Source organism: Pseudomonas brassicacearum, assembly GCF_009601685.2.
GTDB lineage: Bacteria > Pseudomonadota > Gammaproteobacteria > Pseudomonadales > Pseudomonadaceae > Aquipseudomonas > Aquipseudomonas kilonensis_B.
Genome location: NZ_CP045701.2, coordinates 5,747,883 through 5,770,815, shown reverse-complemented (window position 1 = coordinate 5,770,815; position 22,933 = coordinate 5,747,883). Strand labels below are relative to the sequence as shown.

22 protein-coding genes are annotated in these 22,933 nt (G+C 62.0%); 11 read left to right on the top strand and 11 right to left on the bottom strand.

What is annotated here, in order from left to right:
- Nucleotides 1-19: 19 nt before the first annotated feature.
- From rodA to GFU70_RS25010, 8 genes are all read left to right on the top strand, one after another.
- Nucleotides 20-1,123: a rod shape-determining protein RodA gene (gene rodA, locus GFU70_RS25045; RefSeq protein WP_058543149.1), complete on the top strand. Its 1,104-nt coding sequence runs from the start codon at nt 20-22 to the stop codon at nt 1,121-1,123.
- Between the two features lie 17 nt (nt 1,124-1,140).
- Nucleotides 1,141-2,151, top strand: coding sequence for a lytic murein transglycosylase B (mltB, locus tag GFU70_RS25040; RefSeq protein ID WP_058543150.1), 1,011 nt, complete (start codon nt 1,141-1,143; stop codon nt 2,149-2,151).
- Nucleotides 2,151-3,176: a septal ring lytic transglycosylase RlpA family protein gene (locus GFU70_RS25035; RefSeq protein WP_058543151.1), complete on the top strand. Its 1,026-nt coding sequence runs from the start codon at nt 2,151-2,153 to the stop codon at nt 3,174-3,176. The genes mltB and GFU70_RS25035 overlap by 1 nt, the downstream gene beginning before the upstream one ends.
- Nucleotides 3,177-3,343: 167 nt before the next feature.
- On the top strand, nt 3,344-4,501 hold the full coding sequence (locus GFU70_RS25030; RefSeq protein WP_058543152.1) for a D-alanyl-D-alanine carboxypeptidase family protein: 1,158 nt from the start codon (nt 3,344-3,346) through the stop codon (nt 4,499-4,501).
- 81 nt (nt 4,502-4,582) lie between these two features.
- Nucleotides 4,583-4,858, top strand: a complete 276-nt coding sequence (locus tag GFU70_RS25025) for a DUF493 domain-containing protein (protein WP_058543153.1) — start codon at nt 4,583-4,585, stop codon at nt 4,856-4,858.
- Nucleotides 4,858-5,505 (top strand): lipoyl(octanoyl) transferase LipB, encoded by a 648-nt coding sequence (gene lipB, locus GFU70_RS25020; protein WP_058543154.1) that lies wholly within the window; start codon nt 4,858-4,860, stop codon nt 5,503-5,505. The genes GFU70_RS25025 and lipB overlap by 1 nt, the downstream gene beginning before the upstream one ends.
- A gap of 1 nt (nt 5,506) precedes the next feature.
- Nucleotides 5,507-6,529 carry a lipoyl synthase gene (gene lipA, locus GFU70_RS25015; protein WP_003205886.1) on the top strand — a complete coding sequence of 341 codons (1,023 nt, stop codon included), beginning with the start codon at nt 5,507-5,509 and terminating at the stop codon, nt 6,527-6,529.
- Nucleotides 6,530-7,257: 728 nt separating this feature from the next.
- Nucleotides 7,258-8,202 (top strand): S66 peptidase family protein, encoded by a 945-nt coding sequence (locus GFU70_RS25010; RefSeq protein WP_153388947.1) that lies wholly within the window; start codon nt 7,258-7,260, stop codon nt 8,200-8,202.
- 112 nt (nt 8,203-8,314) lie between these two features.
- On the opposite strand, the gene GFU70_RS25005 is transcribed toward GFU70_RS25010, so the two are convergent.
- The 5 genes from GFU70_RS25005 to leuS all read right to left on the bottom strand — a co-directional run bounded on the left by GFU70_RS25005 (nt 8,315) and on the right by leuS (nt 14,433).
- Nucleotides 8,315-9,637, bottom strand: a complete 1,323-nt coding sequence (locus tag GFU70_RS25005) for a lytic murein transglycosylase (RefSeq protein WP_058546727.1) — start codon at nt 9,635-9,637, stop codon at nt 8,315-8,317.
- Nucleotides 9,638-9,709: 72 nt separating this feature from the next.
- Nucleotides 9,710-9,874, bottom strand: coding sequence for an alternative ribosome rescue factor ArfA (gene arfA / locus GFU70_RS25000; protein WP_003205882.1), 165 nt, complete (start codon nt 9,872-9,874; stop codon nt 9,710-9,712).
- Between the two features lie 179 nt (nt 9,875-10,053).
- Nucleotides 10,054-11,091, bottom strand: coding sequence for a DNA polymerase III subunit delta (gene holA, locus GFU70_RS24995; RefSeq protein ID WP_058546728.1), 1,038 nt, complete (start codon nt 11,089-11,091; stop codon nt 10,054-10,056).
- Nucleotides 11,092-11,130: 39 nt separating this feature from the next.
- Nucleotides 11,131-11,736: an LPS assembly lipoprotein LptE gene (gene lptE, locus GFU70_RS24990; protein WP_058546729.1), complete on the bottom strand. Its 606-nt coding sequence runs from the start codon at nt 11,734-11,736 to the stop codon at nt 11,131-11,133.
- 90 nt (nt 11,737-11,826) lie between these two features.
- Entirely contained in the window at nt 11,827-14,433 is a 2,607-nt protein-coding gene (gene leuS, locus GFU70_RS24985) for a leucine--tRNA ligase (RefSeq protein WP_116641272.1), read from the bottom strand.
- Between the two features lie 292 nt (nt 14,434-14,725).
- Between leuS and GFU70_RS24980 the strand changes: the two genes are divergently transcribed.
- Nucleotides 14,726-15,046 carry a hypothetical protein gene (locus tag GFU70_RS24980; RefSeq protein ID WP_058546732.1) on the top strand — a complete coding sequence of 107 codons (321 nt, stop codon included), beginning with the start codon at nt 14,726-14,728 and terminating at the stop codon, nt 15,044-15,046.
- 103 nt (nt 15,047-15,149) lie between these two features.
- Nucleotides 15,150-15,911, top strand: coding sequence for a YdcF family protein (locus GFU70_RS24975; protein WP_058546733.1), 762 nt, complete (start codon nt 15,150-15,152; stop codon nt 15,909-15,911).
- Between the two features lie 178 nt (nt 15,912-16,089).
- Here GFU70_RS24975 and lnt read toward each other — a convergent pair whose 3' ends face one another.
- From lnt to miaB, 5 genes are all read right to left on the bottom strand, one after another.
- Nucleotides 16,090-17,613 carry an apolipoprotein N-acyltransferase gene (gene lnt / locus GFU70_RS24970; RefSeq protein WP_153388946.1) on the bottom strand — a complete coding sequence of 508 codons (1,524 nt, stop codon included), beginning with the start codon at nt 17,611-17,613 and terminating at the stop codon, nt 16,090-16,092.
- A gap of 27 nt (nt 17,614-17,640) precedes the next feature.
- Nucleotides 17,641-18,480, bottom strand: coding sequence for an HlyC/CorC family transporter (locus tag GFU70_RS24965; RefSeq protein ID WP_058546735.1), 840 nt, complete (start codon nt 18,478-18,480; stop codon nt 17,641-17,643).
- Between the two features lie 40 nt (nt 18,481-18,520).
- Complete coding sequence (gene ybeY / locus GFU70_RS24960; RefSeq protein WP_058546763.1) at nt 18,521-18,979, bottom strand: rRNA maturation RNase YbeY; 459 nt, start codon at nt 18,977-18,979, stop codon at nt 18,521-18,523.
- Nucleotides 18,972-19,979: a PhoH family protein gene (locus GFU70_RS24955; RefSeq protein WP_064107079.1), complete on the bottom strand. Its 1,008-nt coding sequence runs from the start codon at nt 19,977-19,979 to the stop codon at nt 18,972-18,974. Before GFU70_RS24955 ends, ybeY begins: the two co-directional genes overlap by 8 nt.
- Nucleotides 19,980-20,218: 239 nt before the next feature.
- On the bottom strand, nt 20,219-21,547 hold the full coding sequence (gene miaB, locus GFU70_RS24950) for a tRNA (N6-isopentenyl adenosine(37)-C2)-methylthiotransferase MiaB (RefSeq protein WP_058546764.1): 1,329 nt from the start codon (nt 21,545-21,547) through the stop codon (nt 20,219-20,221).
- A gap of 286 nt (nt 21,548-21,833) precedes the next feature.
- On the opposite strand from miaB, the gene GFU70_RS24945 reads away from it, so the two are divergent.
- Nucleotides 21,834-22,163, top strand: coding sequence for a DUF1820 family protein (locus tag GFU70_RS24945; protein ID WP_003185742.1), 330 nt, complete (start codon nt 21,834-21,836; stop codon nt 22,161-22,163).
- Nucleotides 22,164-22,354: 191 nt separating this feature from the next.
- On the opposite strand, the gene GFU70_RS24940 is transcribed toward GFU70_RS24945, so the two are convergent.
- Nucleotides 22,355-22,909 (bottom strand): tetratricopeptide repeat protein, encoded by a 555-nt coding sequence (locus GFU70_RS24940; RefSeq protein ID WP_014340359.1) that lies wholly within the window; start codon nt 22,907-22,909, stop codon nt 22,355-22,357.
- Nucleotides 22,910-22,933: the final 24 nt, after the last annotated feature.

Sequence of the window (22,933 nt, the reverse complement as noted above, 5' to 3'; positions counted from 1 at the left end):
CCTCTCCAGCGAGGATGTGATGCGCCGCCGTGCCACCCTGCTGCAGCGCATGCACATCGATGGCCCGTTGCTGATCCTGCTCCTGACCCTCGCCGCAGGCAGCCTGTTCGTGCTGTATTCGGCCAGTGGCAAGAACTGGGACCTGCTGGCCAAGCAGGCCACCTCGTTTGGCATCGGCCTGGTGTCGATGGTCATCATCGCCCAGCTCGAGCCGCGCTTCATGGCGCGCTGGGTGCCACTGGCGTACGTGGTGGGGGTCTGCTTGCTGGTGGTGGTGGACGTGATGGGCCACAACGCCATGGGCGCTACCCGCTGGATCAACATCCCCGGGGTGATCCGCTTCCAGCCTTCGGAATTCCTCAAGATCATCATGCCGGCGACCATCGCCTGGTACCTGTCCAAGCGTTCCCTGCCGCCGCAGCTCAAGCATGTGTGCATCAGCCTGTTGCTGATCGGCATCCCCTTCATCCTGATCGTCCGCCAGCCGGACCTCGGCACCTCGCTGCTGATCCTGGCCGGCGGTGCCTTCGTGCTGTTCATGGGCGGGCTGCGCTGGCGCTGGATCCTCAGTGTCATCGCCGCTGCCGTGCCGGTATCGGTGGCCATGTGGTACTTCGTGATGCACGACTACCAGAAGCAGCGGGTGCTGACCTTCCTTGACCCGGAGAGCGATCCGCTGGGCACCGGCTGGAACATCATCCAGTCCAAGGCCGCCATCGGCTCCGGCGGGGTGTTCGGCAAGGGCTGGCTGATGGGCACCCAGTCGCACCTGGACTTTTTGCCGGAAAGCCATACCGATTTCATCATCGCCGTGATGGGCGAAGAGTTCGGCCTGGTGGGCATCTGCGTGCTGCTGCTGATCTATTTGCTGCTGATCGGCCGAGGGCTGGTGATCACCGCCCAGGCCCAGACGTTGTTCGGCAAGTTGCTGGCGGGCAGCCTGACCATGACATTTTTTGTTTACGTTTTCGTCAACATCGGTATGGTCAGTGGCCTGTTACCGGTCGTGGGGGTGCCGTTGCCATTCATTAGCTACGGAGGAACTTCGCTGGTGACACTACTGTCAGCGTTTGGGGTTTTGATGTCGATTCATACGCATCGCAAGTGGATCGCGCAGGTTTGAATAAGGTGAAGAGTTCAATGCAAGCAATGCGTGGCTGGTCGACGCGATATGCGCCGTGGATCGGCCTGGTCGGTTTCCTGGGCGGTGCGCCGCATGCCCAGGCGGGCGAATACGAAGGCTCGCCGCAGGTGGCCGAATTCGTCGGTGAGATGACCCGCGACTACGGTTTTGCCGGTGAGCAGTTGATGGGGGTGTTTCGCGAGGCCGAGCGCAAGCAGTCGATCCTTGACGCCATCTCCCGGCCCGCCGAGCGGGTCAAGCAGTGGAGCGAGTACCGGCCGATGTTCATCACCGAGGCGCGTATCGCCCGGGGCGTGGACTTCTGGCGCCAGCACGAGGCGGCCCTGGTCCGTGCCGAGCAGGAATATGGCGTGCCGGCCCAGTTCATCGTGGCCATTATTGGCGTCGAGACCTTCTTTGGCCGTAACACCGGGAATTTCCGGGTGATCGACGCGCTGTCGACCCTGGGCTTCGATTACCCGCCGCGCGCCGAATTCTTCCGCAAGGAGCTGCGCGAGTTCCTGCTGCTGGCCCGCGAAGAGCAGGTCGACCCGCTGACCCTCAAGGGTTCCTATGCCGGGGCGATGGGCCTGCCGCAATTCATGCCCAGCAGTTTTCGCGCCTACGCGGTGGACTTCGACGATGACGGCCACATCAATATCTGGACCAACCCGACCGATGCCATTGGCAGTGTTGCCAGCTATTTCAAGCGCCACGGCTGGGAAGCCGGCCAGCCGGTGGTCAGCCGGGCCGACGTGCGTGGCGAGCAGGTGGACGAGGGCCTGACCGAGGGCATCGAGCCAACGAAAACCGTCGGGGAGTTGCGGGCGTTGGGCTGGTCGAGTCATGATGCGCTGCGTGACGACATGCCAGTCACCGCGATACGCCTGGAAGGCGAACAAGGCCCCGAGTACTGGATGGGCCTGAAGAATTTCTACGCGATTACGCGTTATAACCGCAGCGTGATGTACGCCATGGCCGTATATCAACTGTCTGAAGAGCTGGTCAAAGCACGGGGCGTCAAATAATGCGGGCAATGCCTACCTATCTACCCCTGAAAGCCAAGTCCCTCAAGCTCGTGGCGTTGGCCGCGCTGTCGTTGTTGGTCGTCAGTTGTTCGACCAGCCGCGCGCCGGCCCAGAAAAACTCCACCGCCGTGCGCGCGACGCCCGGGCTGGACATCAACCGCGCCCACAAGGATGGCGCGCCGTGGTGGGACGTGGACGTCTCGCGCATTCCCGACGCCACGCCGACCCTGCACACCGGGCCCTACAAGGCCAACCCCTACACGGTGCTGGGCAAGACCTATTTCCCGATGGCCGACTCCAAGCGCTACGTGGCCTCGGGCACGGCGTCCTGGTATGGCACCAAGTTCCACGGCCAGAACACCGCCAACGGCGAGGTGTATGACCTGTATGGCATGAGCGCGGCCCACAAGACCTTGCCGCTGCCCAGCTATGTGCGGGTGACCAACCTGGACAACAACAAGAGCGTGATCCTGCGGGTCAATGACCGTGGGCCGTTCTATTCCGACCGCATCATCGACTTGTCGTATGCGGCGGCGAAAAAACTCGGTTACGCTGAAATCGGCACTGCCCGGGTCAAGGTCGAAGGTATTGACCCGCAGGAATGGTGGGCCCAACGCGGCCGTCCGGCGCCTTTGGTGCTCAACGAGCCGAAAGTGGCGCAAAATGCCGCGCCGACCGTGACGGCGTCCACCGGTAGGGTCGAGCAGTGGACGCCACCGGCGCAGCAGCACGCGGCGGCTGTAGTGCCCGTTCAGCTCGACACAAAAAAAAACGCTTCTGCAACAGCGTCTGGCCAGTATCTGCAAGTGGGCGCGTTCGCCAACCCGGACGCTGCCGAGCTGCTGAGGTCCAAGCTCAGCTCGATGGTGAGCGCCCCGGTGTTCATCAGCTCGATCGTGCGCAACCAGCAGACACTGCATCGGGTGCGCCTGGGGCCGATCGGTTCTCCGGATGAAGTCCAGCAAGTGCAGAACAGCGTGCGCCTGGCCAATCTCGGTTCGCCGAGCCTGGTCAGCGCCGAGTAACTGATTGAGGCCCGCTTGCGGTTGGAGCGGGTCAGGTTGTTGGCTCCATGAATAACAAAAGCCCGGCAAGGGTTGTGAGTGAGCAACTTAAATACGCGGCGGCCCGTTAGAAGGTTGCCTGTTTTAGTTTGCCTTCGGGCAGTCCCATTAGCGATTTCGAGAGACGGATGAACATCACCACCTTTGCCAAACGCCTTTGCCTGCTAGTCCCGCTGCTTCTCTCACCGGCCGCGTTCGCGGTCGAGATGATGCCAGCGCCCCCTCAATTGGCCGCCAAATCCTTTGTGCTCATGGATGCCAGCAGCGGCGAGGTCCTGGTAGAGAACAACGGTGACCAGCGCCTGCCACCGGCCAGCCTGACCAAGCTGATGACCGCCTACATCGCCACCCTGGAAATCCGTCGTGGCCAGATCGGTGAAAGCGATCCGGTGACCGTCAGCGAAAACGCCTGGCGCACCGGCGGTTCGCGGATGTTCATCAAGGTCGGTTCGCAAGTGTCCGTCAGCGACCTGCTGCACGGCATCATCATCCAGTCCGGCAACGACGCCAGCGTCGCCCTGGCCGAGCACATCGCCGGCAGCGAAGATGCGTTCGCCGACATGATGAACAAAACCGTGGCCGACCTGGGCATGACCAACAGCCACTTCATGAACCCCACCGGCCTGCCGAACCCTGAGCACTATTCGTCGGCTCACGACATGGCGATCCTGGCCCGGGCAATCATTCATGAAGACCCGGCGCACTACGCCATCTACTCCCAGAAGGAATTTTTCTGGAACGGTATCAAGCAGCCTAACCGCAACCTGCTGCTGTGGCGCGACAAGACCGTCGATGGCCTGAAGACCGGCCACACCGAAGAGGCCGGCTATTGCATGGTGTCTTCGGCTGTCCGTGACGGCATGCGCCTGATCGCCGTCGTTTTCGGTACCAACAGCGAAGTGGCCCGTGCCGCCGAGACCCAGAAGCTGTTGACCTACGGTTTCCGTTTCTTCGAAACCCAGACCTTCTACCAGAAGGGCACCGAACTGGCCCAGGCCCAGGTCTGGAAAGGCACCACCAATCAGGTCAAGGCCGGCCTGGCCCAGGACCTGACCTTGACCTTGCCTAAAGGCCAGCTCAAGAAGCTCGCTGCCAGCATGACCATGAACCCGCAACTGACCGCACCCATCGCCAAGGGCGACGTGATCGGTAAGGTCGAAGTCAAACTGGACGACAAAGTGGTGCACAGCGCCGACCTGATCGCTCTGGACGCGGTCGAGGAAGGTGGTATCTTCCGCCGCATGTGGGATAGCATCCGTCTATTCTTCTACGGCTTGTTCAACTGATTGAAGTGTTGACCTGCATGGCCCCGTTCCTATCCGGAGCGGGGCCATGTGCGTTACCACGGCTTACGAGGCCGTTACCCCATGACAGACTCTGAAGTAAAAGCGCCAAAGATCGAATTCCCCTGCGCGGATTATCCGATCAAGGTAATCGGCGACACCGGCGTGGGTTTCAAGGACCGGATCATCGCGATCCTTGAAAAACATGCCACCGTTGACCACGAGACCCTGGCCGAGCGCCAGAGTACCAACGGCAAGTACACGACGATTCAGTTGCACATCATCGCCACCGGCCAGGAACAGCTCTACGACATCAACAGCGAGCTGCGCGCGACCGGTTTCGTGCACATGGTGTTGTGATGCCGGGCACGCTGGGCTTTCGCGAGCTGGGCACGATGGCTTACGAGCCGGTCTGGCATGCCATGCAACGTTTCACGAACGAACGCGGCAACACCGCCGGCGATGAAGTCTGGCTGGTGGAACACCCGCCGGTATTCACCCAGGGCCAGGCCGGCAAGGCCGAGCACCTGCTGCTGCCGGGGGATATCCCGGTGGTGAAGGTCGACCGGGGCGGGCAGGTGACCTACCATGGCCCTGGTCAACTGGTTGCCTATCTGTTGCTGGATGTGCGCAAGCTGGGGTTTGGCGTGCGCGAGCTGGTCACCCGCATGGAGACATGCCTGATCGAGCTGCTGGCCAGCTACGGTGTGACGGCGGCGGCCAAGCCCGATGCGCCGGGTGTCTATGTCGACGGGGCGAAAATCGCCTCATTGGGATTGCGAATCCGCCACGGCTGTTCGTTTCATGGCCTGGCGCTGAACGTGGACATGGACCTTGCGCCATTTCGACGGATTAATCCCTGTGGCTACGCGGGACTGGCGATGACCCAGTTGAGCGAGCATGCAGGATCGATTGAATTTGCCGAGGTAAGTGCCCGGCTGCGCGCGCAGCTCGTCAAACACCTCGACTATGCTGAGCAGACGACCCTCACGGGCGGAATCGACTGATATGACTACTGATGCAGTGCAAACCATTATCCCGACACAGGACGTCACCGAGCGTCCGGCCCCACGTGCCAAGGTAGAAGCCGGCGTCAAGCTGCGCGGCGCCGAGAAGGTTGCACGCATCCCGGTCAAGATCATCCCGACCACCGAATTGCCGAAGAAGCCTGACTGGATCCGCGTGCGCATCCCGGTGTCCCCGGAAGTCGATCGGATCAAGGCCCTGCTGCGCAAGCACAAGCTGCACAGCGTCTGCGAAGAAGCCTCCTGCCCGAACCTGGGCGAGTGCTTCTCCGGTGGCACCGCCACGTTCATGATCATGGGCGACATCTGCACCCGTCGCTGCCCATTCTGTGACGTCGGCCACGGCCGTCCGAAGCCGCTGGACACCAACGAGCCGGAAAGCCTGGCCATCGCCATCGCCGACCTGAAGCTCAAGTACGTGGTCATCACCTCGGTGGACCGCGACGACTTGCGTGACGGCGGTGCCCAGCACTTTGCCGACTGCATCCGCGAGATCCGCAAGCTGTCGCCGAACGTCCAGCTGGAAACCCTGGTGCCCGATTACCGTGGCCGCATGGACATCGCCCTGGAAATCACCGCCGCCGAGCCACCGGATGTGTTCAACCACAACCTGGAAACCGTGCCGCGCCTGTACAAGGCCGCGCGCCCGGGTTCGGACTACCAGTGGTCGTTGACCTTGCTGCAACGCTTCAAGCAGATGATGCCGCACATTCCGACCAAGTCCGGCTTGATGCTGGGCCTGGGGGAAACTGACGAGGAAGTCATCGAGGTCATGAAGCGCATGCGTGAGCATGACATCGATATGCTGACCCTGGGCCAGTACCTGCAGCCTTCGCGTAGCCACCTGCCGGTGCAGCGTTTTGTGCATCCGGATACCTTTGCCTGGTTTGCTGAGGAGGGGTACAAGATGGGGTTCAAGAACGTGGCTTCGGGGCCTTTGGTGCGGTCTTCGTATCATGCGGATGAGCAGGCTAAGTTGGTCAAGGCTGAGCTGCTCGGGTCCTGATTTGTTTTTGGGGTGGTGTGTAGATCCGTTTTTTGTGTAATGGCGGCTTATGGTTCCGCTCTTACAGCGGGTCACTTTTGGAAAAGCGCCAAAAGTAACCAAAAACGCTTTGCCCCACCACTCGGTGCCTCGCCTAGGCTCGGCATGCCTTCACTCCGGCATTGGTTCGTGGGCCGCCGCGAAGGGCCATCCATGGCCCAGCGCGGCTAACCCGGCATCCATGCCGGGTTGCCCACGAACCAATGCCTGCGTTCAGCCATCGTGGTTAACGGGGCGCCCCAGATCAACGTCCACCGCGAGGCGGCCTTAGAGCCGACCTGGTTCTTGGTGGGACCGCGTTTCTCCCGTGGGAGCGGGCTTGCTCGCGATAGCGGTGGCGCAGCCACCTAGATACTAGACATGCCCCGCTTTTGCTTTGCTTTGCTTTGGATCTTGATCTTGATCTGGGCGCCCCGTTAAACCACGCTGGCCGAACGCAGGCATTGCGCAGTGGGCATCCCGGCATGGATGCCGGGATAGCCGCGCTGGGCCATGGATGGCCCTTCGCGGCGGCCCACGGAGCAATGCCGGAGTGAGGGCACACCGAGCCTAAGCGAGGTGCCGAGTGGTGGGGCAAAGCGTTTTTGGTTACTTTTGGCGCTTTTCCAAAAGTGACCCGCTGTAAGAGCGGAACCCTAAGTAGCCGTTACCGCAGAAACGGATATACACGCATAAGTACCGGGAAACCCATGGAAGCCACCCACACCCTAAGCCCACATAACCCCGTCCCGGCACTCCCAAAGGAAGGCGTGATCGCCGTGATCGCCCCCGCCGGCCCCGCCCCCCTGGACACGGAAAAAGCCATCCAATGGATGCGCGCAAGGGGTCATGAGCTGCAAATATTCCCAGGCGTCTACGAAAAGGACAACTACCTGGCCGGCAGCGACGAGACAAGGCTCAACGACCTCCACACCGCCTTCGCCGACCCAGAAATAAAAACCATCATCTGCCTACGCGGCGGCTACGGCACCCCCCGCCTGCTGGATCGCATCGACTTCGACCTCCTACGACGCAACCCCAAACCCTTCGTAGGCTACAGCGACATCACCGCCCTGCACCTGGCCATCAGCCGCTACGCCGGCTTCGTGACCTTTCACGGCCCGCTGCTCAACGCCGATCTGCTGGGCGACAAGCAACCCCCAACCGTCACCTCGTTTTTCAGCCTGCTGCGTGGGCAATTGAAAGCCGGCAGCGCGCTGAACCATCCCGCCGCCTACCCATTGACCACCGTCGAGCCGGGCATCGCCCACGGACGTCTGCTGGGCGGCAACTTGTCGATGATTGCCGCGACCATGGGCACGCCTTATCAAATCGACGCCGAAGGGGTCATCCTGTTCATCGAAGACGTCAACGAACCGCTGTATCGCATCGATCGCCTGCTGACTCAACTGCGATTGGCCGGCACATTGCACCAGCTACGCGGCGTATTGGTTGGGGATGTGGCGGGGGTCGATATCGAAGCATTGAACCGATTGCTCAAGCAGACCTTCGAGCCATTGCGCATCCCGGTGCTGTCCGGCTGGCGCAGCGGGCACTGCGATCCGAACCTCACCTTGCCCATGGGGGCGTTGGTGAGGTTGGATGCGGGGGAGAAGAGGTTGGTGCTGGAGCAGGATGTGGTGGTCAGTCGCTAGTCGTGTAGCGCCTGTAACTCAGCCATCGCGAGCAAGCTCGCTCCCTCAGGTTGACCGAGAACACCTGTGGGAGCGAGCTTGCTCGCGAAAGCGGTAGTCGCCATACGCCAATTCAGCGGCTACGCAACGCCTCCAGCAACTGGTGCGTCGGATACCCGTCCGCCGGCCAGCCGAACGACTGCTGGGCGCTGCGGATGGCCTTGCGGGTGTTGGCGCCGATGATGCCGTCGGGGTTGCCCGCGTCGTAGTTGTGCTTGCCCAGCAGGGTCTGCAGTTCGATGCGTTCGCTGCGACTCAGGGGCAGATCCTCTTTTGGCCACTGGCCGTAGACCAACCCGGCACCGGTGAAGCGCTGCGACAACAGCCCAACCGCCAGGGCGTAGGACGATGAGTTGTTGTACTTGAGGATGGCGCGGAAGTTATCAAAGATCAGGAACGCCGGGCCGCGATGGCCGGCCGGCAGGAGCAGGGACGCCGACAGCTGCTTGTCATCGGGGGCGATCGGCAAGCTGCCATATTCTGAGACGCCCAGCCGCATCCATTCGGAGACGGGCTTGCGGATCGTGCCATCGGCCAGTGTGTAGTCGAAGCCCTCTGCGAGATCGACCTCGACCCCCCACGGCTGGCCACGTTGCCAGCCGGAGCTTTGCAGGTAGTGCGCGGTCGAGGCCAGGGCGTCCGTGGAGCTGCCCCAGATATCGCGGCGACCGTCGCCGTCGAAATCCACCGCATGGGTATTGTACGTGGTGGGAATGAACTGGGTCTGGCCCATGGCGCCGGCCCAGGAACCGAGCATTTTTTCTGGCGAGATATCGCCCTGCTGCAGGATCTGCAGCGCGGCGATCAGTTGCGCATGGGCAAACCCTGGGCGCCGTCCTTCGTAGGCCAGGGTCGCCAGGGAGTTGATCACCGACTTGCTGCCTTGGAACTGGCCGAAGTTGCTCTCCATGCCCCACACCGCCACCAGCGCCTCGCGATCGACGCCATAACGCTGCTCGATGCTTTGCAGGATCTGGGCATTCTGTTGGATCAGGCTCTTGCCTTTGTTGACCCGCAGTGGCGACAACGCGCCATCGAGGTATTCCCACACGGGGCGGGCGAATTCCGGCTGGCTGCGATCGGCCTTGATCACGCTCATGTCCGGACTGACCCCGATAAACGCACGATCGAACAGATCGCCACGGATCCCAGAAGCCAGTGCCTCCTTGCGAAACCCGGCCTGCCATTGCGCAAAGGTCTGGGTGGGCGCAATGGTCAGGTCTTCACCGGTCGGCACCACGGGCGGCACGATCGCCGGAGCGGTCACGGTGGGGACTGTCTGGAGCGGTTGGGCGTCGGCGGCAGTAGGTTTTTCGGCGCAGGCGACAAGCAGGACAACGCTTGCGGCAACAATCATTTGGCGCAGTGGCCAACGATGGGAAAGACAGAAGGGCATGCACGGGTCCAGAAATACAAATCAGGTGCTGACCTTAACATGCGAAAGGCGCGTAGGGCTTGTCCGGGTGTTTCAAGCGGCCAGAAAGCAAGAAGCCTCCCAGTTGTCAGACTGGAAGGCTTCGCGGCGGTAGCTGCCTTTGCCCTTGGCGGGTCGTTCCTGGCGACTGCGGAACAGGGGCTGGGCGACGATGGACTTGGCCTTGTTGGGGCCATGCTTGGATGGCTTTTTGCTCATGGTGGTTACTCTCGTGGGGTGGGTTTTGCGGGGTAAATCATGGGATAGAGTCGGGGCGTTGTCCATAGGGTAAATGGAGGCGATATTTGTAGGATCAAGAGCGGAAAAGATCGCAGCCTTCGGCAGCTCCTACAGAAGTATGCATTTCCATTGTAGGAGCTGCCGAAGGCTGCGATCTGTTATTCAGCTGGCAGCGTCAACCGCTGCCCAGCCATCAACAGCGACAAGCGACTGAGGCTCATCCACGGTGAGCCGGCAGCCTGGCCCTTGATCTGCGCATCGATGCGCTGGGCTTCGAGCAGCAGTTGTGCCCAGCGCGATGCGGAATAGCGTTGCAGGGCCTTGCTCATCAGCGGTTTGCGTTTGTCCCACACCGGCGGGCGGGCCTGGCTGAAGGCCTTGTCCAGCGGTACGCCCTGGCTGTATTGCAGGGACAGGTTGGCCAGCAGGCGCAACTCCCGGGCCAGGGCCCAGAGAATCACCGGCGGCTCGACGCCTTCGCCCCGCAGCCCTTCGAGCATGCGCAGGGCATGGGCGGCCTCACCGTTGAGGATCGCATCGGTCAGCCCGAAGACATCGAAGCGCGCACTGTCGGCCACGGCAGCCTGCACCGTTTCCACGGTGATCTGCCCGCCCTCGGCCATCAGCTTGAGCTTTTCGATTTCCTGGGCGGCGGCCAGCAGGTTGCCTTCGACCCGGGCGGCAATCAGTTCCACGGCGTCCTGGCTGGCCGAGAGGCCGGCCTGGGACAGGCGCTGGCGGATCCAACTGGGCAGCTGGCTGACATCCACCGGCCAGATCTGCACGAACTGGGTCTGTTGGCCTTCGACCAGGGCCTTGCCCCATTTGGTCTTTTGCGCGCTGCCGTCGAGCTTCGGCAAGCTGATGAGCAGCACGGTGTCCTCGGCGGGCCGTGAGCAATATTCGATCAGCGCGGCGGCGCCTTTGTCACCGGGTTTGCCGGACGGCAAACGCAGTTCCAGCAGGCGTTTTTCGGCGAACAACGACATGCTCGCCCCGGCCTGCAGCAGCGTGCCCCAGTCGAAACTGGCGTCGGCGGCGAAGACCTGGCGTTCGTCGAAGCCTTGCTGGCGTGCAGCAGTGCGGATGGCGTCGGCGGCTTCCTGGCACAGCAGTGGGTCATCGCCACTGATGATGTAGACCGGCGCGAGGGCGCCTTGCAGGTGTTTGCCGAGTTGGGCGGGAGCGAGCTTCATAAGAAAAGGCGAGCGGGGCGCTGGAGCGCCCCGCAAGGCTTATTCAGCCGGGATCTGCATTGGCGACTGTTGCGGGGTCTCCGCTTCAGCCTTGCGTGCCGCTTCCAGCGCATCGGCTTCGGCTTTGGCCTTGGCGTCGGCCGTCTGTTGCAGCTGCTCCAGTTGGGCCGGGCTCAGCTGTTGCAGGCGCAGCATCATGCGCTGTACGAGGTCACGCCGCATTTCGCCACGCACTTCGCTCGACTCCTGGTCGGAACCGGTGATGTTGTTGCCATCGTGCAGGTAGACCTTCTGCACCTGCAGCTTGTCGTCCACCAGCACCAGGTCGTTCTGGCCGCGGATCTCATAGCTCAGTACGTTGTTCAGTTCGTACTCTGCCGAACGACCGGCGCCGGCATAGCTCAGGCTGCGCTGGCTTTGCTGTTCACGGGTCAATACCAGCTTGTACGGGGCGCCGGTGTAGACTTTCACTCCGCTGTTTTCCAGGGTGTCGCGCAGCATCTTGACGGTTTCGCCATAGGCGTCCCGTGCGCTGAGGTCCAGCTCGGTGATGGCCAGCTCGGTGGTGCCGGTGCCGCGCAGTTGGAAGCCGCAGGCGCTCAACAGGACCGCCAGGCCCACTACCAGCAGATTACGTTTGATCATCTTGTTGCTCCCCTTGAACCCTATGGGGGTCGACCATGCGACCCCGCAGGTTATATTCGGCGCCAGGCTCGAGCCTCGCGCCTGATCCAATTAGCTTGCGACGATGTTGACCAGCTTGCCGGGCACGACGATCACTTTGCGAATCGTCAGGCCATCGACGAAGCGCAGTACGTTTTCATTGGCCCGCGCAGCAGCTTCGACTTCTTCGCGAGTGGCGGCGGCCGGCATTTCGATCTGGCCGCGCAGCTTGCCGTTGACCTGGATGACCAGGGTCAGGCTGTCCTGCACCAGCGCGGTTTCGTCCACCACCGGCCAGCGTGCGTCAATCACCGGGTCGGCGTGACCCAGTTGATTCCACAGCTCGTGGCTGATGTGCGGGGTGATCGGCGCCAGCAGCAACGTCACGGCTTCCAGGCCTTCGTGAATCAGAGCGCGATCCTGCTCGGTGCCTTGCGCGGCTTTTTCCAGCACGTTCATCAGCGTCATCACCTGGGCGATGGCGGTGTTGAATTTGTGGTTCTGGCCGACGTCATGGCTGGCCTGCTTGATGGCCAGGTGGATCGAGCGACGAATGGCTTTGTGCTCGTCGTTCAGGCTGGCGATGTCCAGTTTGCCCGGCAGGCCCTGGGTGACGTGGGCTTGCGCCAGGCGCCAGACGCGCTTGAGGAAGCGGTGCGAGCCCTCGACGCCCGAATCGGACCACTCGGCGCTCATGTCAGGTGGCGAGGCGAACATCATGAACAGGCGGCAGGTGTCGGCGCCGAACTGGTCGATCATCGACTGTGGGTCGACGCCGTTGTTCTTCGACTTGGCCATTTTCTCAGTGCCGCCGATTTCCACCGGCAGGCCGTCGGCGATCAGCTTGGCGCTGATGACCTTGGCTTTGCTGTCGCGTTCCAGTTCTACGTCGCTCGGGTTGAACCAGGTGTAGGCACCGTTGGCTTCGCGACGATAGTAAGTCTCGGCGATCACCATGCCTTGGGTCAGCAGGTTCTTGAACGGCTCGTTGGAACTCACCAGGCCTTCGTCACGCATCAGCTTGTGGAAGAAACGTGCGTAGAGCAGGTGGAGAATGGCGTGTTCGATACCACCGATGTACTGGTCCACCGGCAACCAGTGGTCAGCCGCGGATTTTTCCACCAGGCCGCCTTCATAGTGCGGCGAGGCATAGCGTGCGTAGTACCACGAGGACTCGACGAAGGTGTCCATGGTGTCGGTTTCACGCTTGGCCGGTGCGCCGCATTTCGGGCAGTTGCACTCATAGAACTCGGGCATGCGCGCCAGGGGCGAACCGGCGCCGTCGGGTACGACGTCTTCGGGCAGGACCACGGGCAACTGATCTTCCGGCACCGGTACGTCACCGCAGGTGTCGCAATGCACGATCGGGATCGGGCAGCCCCAGTAACGCTGGCGGCTGATGCCCCAGTCCCGCAGACGGAACTGGGTGCGCGAGGCGCCGAGGTTTTTCTTGATCAGGGCGACTTCGATGGCATCGAACGCGCCGGGGAAATCCAGGCCGTTGAACTCACCGGAGTTGATCAGCTCGCCATGTTCGCCGTAGGCGTCCTGCCAAGGTTCCGGGGTCTGGTCGCCGGCGCTGGTGCGCACGACCGGTTTGACCGGCAGGTTGTACTTGTGGGCGAATTCGAAATCACGCTCGTCGTGGGCAGGGACTGCCATTACCGCGCCGTCCCCGTAGTGCATCAGCACGTAGTTGGCGACCCATACCGGCAGCTTCTCGCCGGTAAGCGGGTGTTCGACGAACAATGAAGTGGGCAGGCCCTTCTTCTCTTGGGTGGCGACGTCGGCTTCGGCGACGCTGCCGCCCTTGCATTCGGCGATGAACGCCTGCAGCTCAGGGTCGTTCTGTGCCGCCAGGGTCGCCAGTGGATGCTCGGCGGCCACGGCCACATACGTGGCGCCCATCAGCGTGTCCGGGCGGGTGGTGAAGACTTTCAGGGTACCGGCTTCGCCGATGGAGGCGACGTCGTAGGGGAACTGCACTTCCATGCCCCGGGACTTGCCGATCCAGTTGCGCTGCATGGTCTTGACCTGCTCGGGCCAGCCAGTCAGTTCGTCGAGACTCTCCAGGAGTTCATCCGCGTAGGCGGTGATCTTGAAGTAGTACATCGGGATCTCGCGCTTTTCGATCAGCGCGCCGGAGCGCCAGCCGCGACCGTCGATCACTTGTTCGTTGGCCAGTACGGTCTGGTCCACCGGGTCCCAGTTCACGGTGCCGTTCTTGCGGTAGATCACGCCTTTTTCGAACAGGCGGGTGAACAGCCATTGTTCCCAGCGGTAGTAGTCGGGCTTGCAGGTGGTGACCTCGCGGGACCAATCCACCGCCAGGCCCAGGCTGCGCAGCTGGGTCTTCATGTAGGCGATGTTTTCGTAGGTCCACTTGGCGGGGGCCACGTTGTTCTTCATCGCGGCGTTTTCCGCCGGCATGCCGAAGGCGTCCCAACCCATGGGTTGCAGGACGTTCTTGCCTTGCATGCGCTGGTAGCGGGAGATCACGTCGCCGATGGTGTAGTTGCGCACGTGCCCCATGTGTAGCTTGCCGCTGGGGTAAGGGAACATCGACAGGCAGTAGTAAGTCTCCTTGCCTGGCTGTTCACTGACTTCAAAGGACTTTTGCTCGTCCCAGAACGACTGGGCGGCGGCTTCGATTTCACGGGGCTGGTAGTGTTCGTGCATGGCTACTTTTGTACTGAATGGGGTGGCCCAATCCTCTTCGTGGCCATGCTGGACGCAGACGACGCCGAATCCGGCGTTTTCGATGCCCAGCCAAGCTGGAAGTGGAGTTACAGGAAGCGCCGTAGCATACATGACCGCGCTCTGCCGAGGGAAACCCTGATTGTTGCCGAATCCTCGCTGACCATCGGCGATGACCGGTATTCAGGGCCGTTGGTCGCGGCGCCCTGCCGGTTTGCCCAGCGAAGCTAAGCTTCTCAATGGGGAGTGAGTCTTATCTTCAATGAGGTGAGGGATGGTTGAATCACAACGAAAAGTCGCTACACCTGAGTTGTATGAAAAACTGATCGATCGTCTTGGGGTGGCCCTGGACGCTGCAAGAACCGCCGGACGCTTGCGTGATGAACGCCCGGCAGAGCTGGAACTGCGAGGCTTGAGCCCCGCGGAGTTCGAACTGGTCAAGGCTTACCTCGAACAGGCCGGGCATCAAACCCCCACCAGTGGGGCCCAGGTACTCAAGCGTCTCGATGCGCCCCGTTCGGCCAAGGTTGTGTGGCTCAAGGACCGGACGCCTGATAAGGATGCTGTAAAGGTCCGGTCGCTGCAGTTCAAGTAAAGCCGGATTCACGCGTGTCGCTTTTTTTGGTTCAAGGCTTTTTCGAATCTGTTGTCGCTTTGCGTCAACCCACTTAGGCTTCGGGCATCTATGGAGATGCCCGATGCCGTTTCGCTATTTCATCAAACAACTTTTATTGCCGCCCGGCATTCTTTTGCTGCTGTTGGCGCTCGCCTGGTGGTGGCGCCATTCTCGGCCGCGCCTGGCCCGGCTGTGTTTCGCCGTGGGCCTGGGCGGTTTCTGGTTGATGAGCCTGCCGGTGGTGGTGCAGTGGAGCGCCAAGGCCTTGGAGCGTGAGCCGCCGCTGCTGCGCGGCGAATGGGCGACCCTGGCCCAGCGTGCCGACGCCATCGTGGTGCTGGGTTCCGGTCGCGAGCGCGGGGACCCGGCCTGGGGCGCCGACCAACCCACCGGGGTCGGCCTGGAGCGCCAGCGTTATGCGGCGCGGCTGGCCAAGGCTTCGGGCTTGCCCGTGCTGACCACCGGCGGCTTGCACTATGGCACCCCACCCAGCGAGGCCAAGTTGATGGCCGACTCGATGCGCGAGGATTTCGGCGTCAACGTGCGCTGGCAGGAAGGACGTAGCCGCACCACCTGGGAAAACGCCCAGATGAGCGCCGAGATCCTGTTGCCCGAAGGCATCAAGCGGGTTGTGGTGGTCACCCAGGCCTGGCACATGCCTCGGTCGGTCTGGAGTTTCGAGCGCGCGGGGTTTGAAGTGGTGCCGGCGCCGGTGGGTTTCCTGGGGGCGGACAACGCCCGGCCACTGGGCGGCTGGATGCCGGAGTTCAAGTCGATCTGGCAATCGGGGCAGTTGATGAATGAGGCGGTGGGGCTGGTGGGGTATTGGTTGTTCTACCGCTGAGCGGTGTTACGGCAACTGGGATTATCCCTGTAGGAGCTGTCGAGCGGAGCGAGGCTGCGATCCTGTCCCAGACAATTGAGTCGGGAGTGAAAGATCAAGATCAAAAGATCGTCCGAACGCGGCCCGAGCCTTCGGCAGCCCCTACAGAGTCCAGCAGGAGCAAGGACTATCGAGAACCTTAAACCGTCCTGGCCATCCGGCTCGCCATCAACGCCCAGCCCAGCAGCAACACGCACAAGATGATCAACGGCCATGAGCGCCATTGCAGGTATGGCGTCAGGTCGTGCATCGGCACCACTTCGCCGTAGAGGATGCCGCGCTCGAATTGCGGGATCTGTGCCGTGATCTGGCCGAAAGGGTTGATCAGGCCGGTCACGCCGTTGTTGGTGGCGCGGATCATCCAGCGGCCGGCTTCCAGGGCGCGCATCTGGGCCATTTGCAGGTGCTGCAACGGACCGATCGAGGTGCCGAACCAGGTGTCGTTGCTGATGGTCAGCAGCAGGTCGCTGCGTGCTGACAGGCTGGCGGCAAATTCCGGGTAGACCACTTCATAGCAGATGAACGGCGCGATCTGGTAACCCTTGGCTTGCAGCAGCGGCTGGTCGGCCGGGCCCCGGGCGAAGTCCGACATGGGCAGGTCGAAGAAGGCGATCAGGCCGCGCAGGATGTCCTGTAGCGGCACGTATTCGCCAAACGGCACCAGTTTTTGCTTCAAGTACGTACCGTCACCTTCGCCGGTCACCGTGATGCCGTTGTAGTAACGTTTCTCGTGGCGCACCAGTTGGCGAATCGGCACACCGGTAATCAACGCCGAATGCCGCTCGGCGGCGAAGCTGCCCATCATGTCCAGGTAGCCCTGGGCAGACTCCTTGAGCACCGGCACCGCGGTTTCCGGCCAGATCAGCAGGTCGACGCGCTTGGATGCAAAGCTCATGTCGCGGTACAGCGCCAACTGCGCGTTGAGCTGCTCGGGGTCCCACTTCATGCTTTGTTCGATGTTGCCCTGGATCGCCGCGACGCTCAGCGGGTCGCCCGAGGGGCTGGTCCAGGCGTGGCCCTTGAGTGCCATGCCGGCCACCCATGGACCAATCAACAACAGCATGCCCGCGGCAATAAAACCTTTGCGCCCGGTGCGGATCAACCGCGGCGCGTTGTACAGCAGCGCGGCGGTCAAGGCCAGGGTGAAGGAGATCAGCCACATCCCGCCCAGCGGCGCGAGGCCGGCCAGCGGGCCGTTGAGCTGGCTGTAGCCGGAATACAGCCAGGGGAACCCGGTGAGGAACCAGCCGCGGAAGGCTTCCTGGCCCAACCACAGCGCGGCGAACGCCAGGGCGTCGGCCAACGGCGCCTCGTTGCGGCGCAGCCAGCGCGCCCACAGCCAGGCGGGCAGGGCGAAGAACCAGGCGATGGCGGCGATGAACAGCAGCATCAAGAACCCGGCGAGCAGCACCGAGGCGCCGCCGAAGTTGTGGATGCTGACGTAGATCCAACTGGTGCCGGCACCGAACAGGCCAAAGCCGAAACACCAGCCACGGCCCAGGGCCTGGCGCGGCGAGAGCTCGCGCAGCCCGGCATAGAACAAACCGACCGCCAGCAATGCCAGCGGCCAGAGGTCGAACGGCGCCAGGGCCAGGGTGGTGATCGCACCGGCCGCCGAGGCCAGCAGGTTACCGGGCCAGCCGGGGCGGGTTATCCAGCGCATTTTTGTCCTTAGCGGGTCTCGCAGGGGTTATCGGCCAATGGGCGACAGGCGCAGCAAGTGAATCCGACGGCTGTCGGCATTCAGGATGCGGAAGCGCCAGGCGCCGATTTCCGTGGTTTCGTTGCGCTTGGGCAGGTGCCCGAAAGCGCTCATCACCAGGCCGCCGACAGTGTCGAACTCATCGTCGGAGAATTGGCTGTCGAAAAATTCGTTGAAGTTCTCGATCGGCGTCAGGGCCTTGATCAGGAAATCGCCGCTGGGCAGGGGCTTGATGTAGCTGTCTTCCTCGACGTCGTGTTCGTCTTCGATGTCGCCGACGATCTGCTCGAGCACGTCTTCGATGGTGACCAGGCCGGCCACGCCGCCGTATTCGTCGATGACGATGGCCATGTGGTTGTGGTTGGCGCGGAATTCACGCAGCAGCACGTTCAGGCGCTTGGACTCGGGCACGAAAGTGGCCGGACGCAGCAAATCCTTGATGTTGAAGCTGTCGCCGTTTTCCTGAAGGATCAGCGGTAGCAGGTCCTTGGCCAGCAGCACGCCCATGACATCGTCATGGCTCTCGCCGACGACCGGGTAGCGCGAGTGAGCGGAGTCGACCACGGCGGGCAAGAATTCGCGAGGGGTCTGGGTCGCCTTGATGCTGACCATCTGCGAGCGCGGGACCATGATGTCGCGCACTTGCAGGTCAGCGACCTGGATGGCGCCTTCGACGATGGCCAGCGCTTCGCTGTCCAGCAGTTTGTTCTGGTGTGCATCGCGCAGCAGCTCCAGCAGCTCCTGGCGGTTCTTCGGCTCATGGGCAAAAGCCTGGGTGAGCTTGCCCAGCCATGACTTTTGCCCGCTGCTCGATCGATCTTCGCTCATAGCGATTACTCTGAATCCTTTGTCGTTACAGGTTGATGTATCAGTGTTCGTCGCCGGCATAAGGGTCGGGATGACCCAGCTCTGCAAGCAACGTTCGTTCCAGAGCTTCCATTTCTTCGGCTTCGTCATCTTCTATATGGTCGTAACCCAGTAGATGCAAGCAGCCGTGAATCACCAGATGAGCCCAGTGGGCCTCAAGGGGCTTGTCTTGTTCCGCCGCTTCACGCTCGACCACCGGGACGCAGATCACCAGGTCGCCCAGCAGCGGGATATCGAGCAGTTCGTCGGGCACGTCGGCGGGGAACGACAGCACGTTGGTGGCGTAGTCTTTCTGCCGCCAGGTGTGGTTCAGTTCACGGCCTTCGGGTTCGTCCACCAGGCGGATCGTCAGCTCCGAGTCGGCGCTGCGTTGGCGCAGGGCCAGTTCGCACCATTGGCGGAACTGGGCTTCGCTGGGGGCGGCGTGTTCGCAGGCCACTTGCAGGTCGAGTTCAAGCATTGCGGCCATGGCCTTTGCTGTCCAACTCTTGCTCGGCGCGATGCTCGAAACGCTCGTAGGCTTCGACGATGCGTTGCACCAATGGATGGCGCACCACGTCCTTGGGCATGAAGTGCGTGAAGCTGATGCCCGGCACGTCCTTGAGGACCTGGATCACATGGTTCAGTCCGGACTTGGTGCCACGAGGCAGGTCGACCTGGGTGATGTCCCCGGTGATGACGGCGGTGGAGCCGAAGCCGATGCGGGTCAGGAACATTTTCATCTGCTCGACCGTGGTGTTCTGGCTTTCGTCGAGGATGATGAAGCTGTTGTTCAGGGTCCGACCACGCATGTAGGCCAGCGGTGCGACCTCGATGACCTGGCGCTCGATCAGCTTGGCGACGTATTCGAAGCCGAGCATTTCATACAACGCGTCATAGAGCGGGCGCAGGTACGGGTCGATCTTCTGGGCCAGGTCGCCGGGCAGGAAGCCGAGTTTTTCGCCCGCTTCGACCGCCGGTCGCACCAGCAGGATGCGCCGCACCTGTTCACGTTCCAGCGCATCGACGGCGCAGGCCACGGCCAGGTAGGTCTTGCCGGTACCGGCCGGGCCGATGCCGAAGTTGATGTCGTTGCCCAGGATTTCCTTCACGTAGCGCTGCTGATTCAAGCCGCGAGGGCGAATCATGCCTTTTTTCGTGCGCAGGGCCACGGCAGGTTCCGACGGGGCGTGGTTGTCGAGTTCTTCGACAGCCGACTCCTGCAGGAACAGGTGGACCGTATCCGGCGACAGCTCGCTCCCCTTGGTTTCCCGGTAGAGACGGCGCAGCAGGTTTTCCGCGGAGGTGGTGTGCTTGGGTTCGCCGATCAGTTCGAACTGGTTTCCGCGGTTGCGGATCTCGATGGCCAGGCGCTGTTCGATCAAGCGCAGGTGCTCGTCGAATTGCCCGCACAGATTGGCGAAGCGGCGAGCCTCAAAGGGCTCGAGAATAAAGCGATGTGGTTCGATGGGTGCGTTCAAGGTCGTTTTTAGCCGCCCGGGGGCAATTAAGGTGAAATCAAGGATAACGCCAGTAGGCTGGGTGCGAAAGCTCTTAAACAGGCGAATCTGATCACAGGGCTTGGCACAGCCCATTGTGGGAGCAAGGCTTGCCCGCGATCAAGGCGCCGCGGTCTTCAGTGAGATTGCGGTGCTTCTATCGCGGGCAAGCCTTGCTCCCACAGGTCTTGCTTCCACAGGCAATAGGGTTTTTGAGCCGGTTACTGGATCAACGAACCGCGCAGCGAGTGCGGTTGCGCGGCGTCGATGTGCACGTCGGCGAACTGGCCGATCAGGGCCGGGGTGTCGCAGCGGAAATTGACGATGCGGTTGTTTTCGGTCCGCCCTTGCAACTCGCCCGGGTCCTTTTTTGAGTAATCGGTTACCAGAATCCGCTGGACGGAGCCGACCATTTGTCGGCTGATCTCGAAACCTTGCTGGTTGAGGCGATGTTGCAAGGCGTTGAGACGTTCTTTTTTCAGTTCTTCGGGCGTTTCGTCTGCCAAGTCGGCCGCCGGCGTGCCGGGGCGCTGGCTGTAGACGAAGGAATAGGAGAAGTCGAAGCCCACGTCTTCGATCAGCTTCATGGTCTGCTGGAAGTCTTTCTCGGTTTCGCCAGGGAAGCCGACGATAAAGTCCGAGCTGATGCAGATCCCCGGCACTGCCGCGCGCAACTTGCGCAGCTTGGATTTGTACTCCAGCGCCGTGTGGTTACGCTTCATGGCCGCAAGGATCCGGTCGGAGCCCGATTGCACTGGCAGGTGCAGGTGCTTGACCAGTTCGGGGACTTCGGCGTGGGCCTGGATCAGGCTGTCGGAGAACTCCAGCGGGTGAGACGTGGTGTAGCGGATGCGGTCGATGCCATCCACTGCCGCCACGACGCGGATCAGTTCGGCGAGGTCCGCCAGGCGACCGTCGTGGGTCAGGCCACGATAGCCGTTGACGTTCTGCCCCAGCAGGGTCACTTCGCGCACGCCGTTTTCCGCCAGGTGGATGATCTCGGCGATCACGTCGTCGAACGGCCGGCTGACTTCTTCGCCGCGGGTGTAGGGCACCACGCAGAACGTGCAGTACTTGCTGCAACCTTCCATCACCGACACGTAGGCACTAGGGCCGTCGATGCGCGGTTCGGGCAGGTGGTCGAATTTTTCGATTTCGGGGAACGAGACGTCCACTTGCGGCAATTTGGTCGCGCGGGCGGCGTCGATCATCTCCGGCAGGCGGTGCAAGGTCTGCGGGCCAAAGACCACGTCCACGTACGGCGCGCGATCACGAATGGCCGCGCCTTCCTGGCTGGCCACGCAACCGCCCACGGCGATGACCATTTCCGGGTTGGCGAGCTTCAGTTCGCGCCAGCGGCCCAGTTGCGAGTACACCCGGTCTTGGGCGCGTTCGCGGATCGAGCAGGTGTTGAGCAGGATCACGTCCGCGTCTTCAGCGCGGGCGGTGACTTCCAGGGCCTGGTGTTCACCCAGCAGATCGACCATGCGCGAGCTGTCGTACTCGTTCATCTGGCAGCCGTGGGTTTCGATGTAAAGCTTCTTGGCCATGGACGGGATCATCACGTGATTCAAAGAACCGCGCATTATAGGGAAATAGTGGCCTGTGTGGCTAATTCGCGCACTCAACTTCGGCGCCAGGACTTACCAGGCTGCGTTGCCATTCCTCGCCGTAGCGGGCTACGACTCGTCATGGCGCCTTGCCTGGCAAGCCCTGGCACTCGAATTTGAATGCGCGAATTAACCGTACAGGCCACTGGGTTCCTACCGCCGTGCGAGCAGTGGCTATGCTATAGTTCGCGCCCTCATTTTTACCCGCCGATGTGTTTCGCCAGCCATGACCAAACGTGAAGCTCCAATCTACAAGGTGATTTTCCTCAACCAGGGCCAGGTGTTCGAAATGTACGCCAAGCAGATCTATCAAAGTGATCTGTGGGGCTTCCTGGAGGTGGAAGAATTCGTCTTTGGCGAGCGCACGCAAGTGGTCGTCGATCCGAGCGAGGAAAAGCTCAAGGCGCAGTTCGAAGGCGTGGTGCGCAGCTTCGTGCCGATGCATTCGATCGTGCGCATCGACGAAGTCGAACGCCTGGGCACCCCGAAAATCAGCGAAGCCCGTGGCGCGGTCGGCAATGTGATGCCGTTTCCGATGCCGATGCCTGAGAAGTAGGAAATTTGTTGCTGCGGCGCCGGGCCCTGTAGGAGCTGGCGAAGCCTGCGATCTTTTGATCCTGATCCTGATCCTGATCTTGATCTTTCGCTCTCGACTCAATTGCCAGTGGAAAGATCGCAGCCTCGTTGCACTCGACAGCTCCTACGCTCCTACGCCCCTACGCTCCTACAGGGGCCAGGCTGTGCGATTCAGGGTAGGGGTGAGAAGGGCGTACGCCCGTCGGCGTTCTGCAATTCCATCAGGTATTTGCGAAAGATCTGCCCCAGCACCTGGGTCGCCACTTCCAGCTCGTCGCGGGGCATCTGCTCGGCGACTTCGTCGGCGGTGTCCAGGGCTTCTTCGGCGCCGTTGACCGCGGCCATCTTCAGGACGATGTAGGCCTGGACGTTGTTGGCCGGCACACCTTCGCCATGGAAGAACATGCCGCCGAGCTTGAATTGCGCCTGGGCATGGCCTTGCAGCGAGGCTTTTTCGAAGTAGTTGAGGGCCAGCTTGAGGTCGCGCGGCGCAGCCTTGCCTTCATAGTAGAACTCGCCCAACTCGTATTGCGCTTGTGCATCACCTGCGTCCGCCGCTTTTTGACAGGCGTCGAGTGCCGGTGCGAGATCTTGTGGCTGGGTATTGAGCGTGCAGCGGCCCAGCGCCGGGATCAACAACGAGTTGCCGCCTGCCTGTGCATTCGCCAGCAGGGGCTGAAGGAGCAACAGGCAGCCCAAGGCAAGGGTGCGGCCGGTGCGGTTCATGGGAATCGACTTACCTCTGAGGGG

Excerpts from the sequence above, each read along its gene's own strand:
- ybeY (WP_058546763.1), bottom strand. The coding sequence starts at position 18,979 with ATGCTTGAACTCGACCTGCAAGTGGCCTGCGAACACGCCGCCCCCAGC.
- GFU70_RS25005 (WP_058546727.1), bottom strand. The coding sequence starts at position 9,637 with ATGCCCTTCTGTCTTTCCCATCGTTGGCCACTGCGCCAAATGATTGTT.
- GFU70_RS24965 (WP_058546735.1), bottom strand. The coding sequence starts at position 18,480 with ATGAGCGAAGATCGATCGAGCAGCGGGCAAAAGTCATGGCTGGGCAAG.
- GFU70_RS24980 (WP_058546732.1), top strand. The coding sequence starts at position 14,726 with ATGGTTGAATCACAACGAAAAGTCGCTACACCTGAGTTGTATGAAAAA.
- GFU70_RS25025 (WP_058543153.1), top strand. The coding sequence starts at position 4,583 with ATGACAGACTCTGAAGTAAAAGCGCCAAAGATCGAATTCCCCTGCGCG.
- leuS (WP_116641272.1), bottom strand. The coding sequence starts at position 14,433 with ATGCACGAACACTACCAGCCCCGTGAAATCGAAGCCGCCGCCCAGTCG.
- GFU70_RS25030 (WP_058543152.1), top strand. The coding sequence starts at position 3,344 with ATGAACATCACCACCTTTGCCAAACGCCTTTGCCTGCTAGTCCCGCTG.
- miaB (WP_058546764.1), bottom strand. The coding sequence starts at position 21,547 with ATGGCCAAGAAGCTTTACATCGAAACCCACGGCTGCCAGATGAACGAG.
- lnt (WP_153388946.1), bottom strand. The coding sequence starts at position 17,613 with ATGCGCTGGATAACCCGCCCCGGCTGGCCCGGTAACCTGCTGGCCTCG.
- lipA (WP_003205886.1), top strand. The coding sequence starts at position 5,507 with ATGACTACTGATGCAGTGCAAACCATTATCCCGACACAGGACGTCACC.
- arfA (WP_003205882.1), bottom strand. The coding sequence starts at position 9,874 with ATGAGCAAAAAGCCATCCAAGCATGGCCCCAACAAGGCCAAGTCCATC.
- holA (WP_058546728.1), bottom strand. The coding sequence starts at position 11,091 with ATGAAGCTCGCTCCCGCCCAACTCGGCAAACACCTGCAAGGCGCCCTC.
- GFU70_RS24975 (WP_058546733.1), top strand. The coding sequence starts at position 15,150 with ATGCCGTTTCGCTATTTCATCAAACAACTTTTATTGCCGCCCGGCATT.
- mltB (WP_058543150.1), top strand. The coding sequence starts at position 1,141 with ATGCAAGCAATGCGTGGCTGGTCGACGCGATATGCGCCGTGGATCGGC.
- lptE (WP_058546729.1), bottom strand. The coding sequence starts at position 11,736 with ATGATCAAACGTAATCTGCTGGTAGTGGGCCTGGCGGTCCTGTTGAGC.
- rodA (WP_058543149.1), top strand. The coding sequence starts at position 20 with ATGCGCCGCCGTGCCACCCTGCTGCAGCGCATGCACATCGATGGCCCG.
- GFU70_RS24940 (WP_014340359.1), bottom strand. The coding sequence starts at position 22,909 with ATGAACCGCACCGGCCGCACCCTTGCCTTGGGCTGCCTGTTGCTCCTT.
- GFU70_RS25010 (WP_153388947.1), top strand. The coding sequence starts at position 7,258 with ATGGAAGCCACCCACACCCTAAGCCCACATAACCCCGTCCCGGCACTC.
- lipB (WP_058543154.1), top strand. The coding sequence starts at position 4,858 with ATGCCGGGCACGCTGGGCTTTCGCGAGCTGGGCACGATGGCTTACGAG.
- GFU70_RS24945 (WP_003185742.1), top strand. The coding sequence starts at position 21,834 with ATGACCAAACGTGAAGCTCCAATCTACAAGGTGATTTTCCTCAACCAG.
- GFU70_RS25035 (WP_058543151.1), top strand. The coding sequence starts at position 2,151 with ATGCGGGCAATGCCTACCTATCTACCCCTGAAAGCCAAGTCCCTCAAG.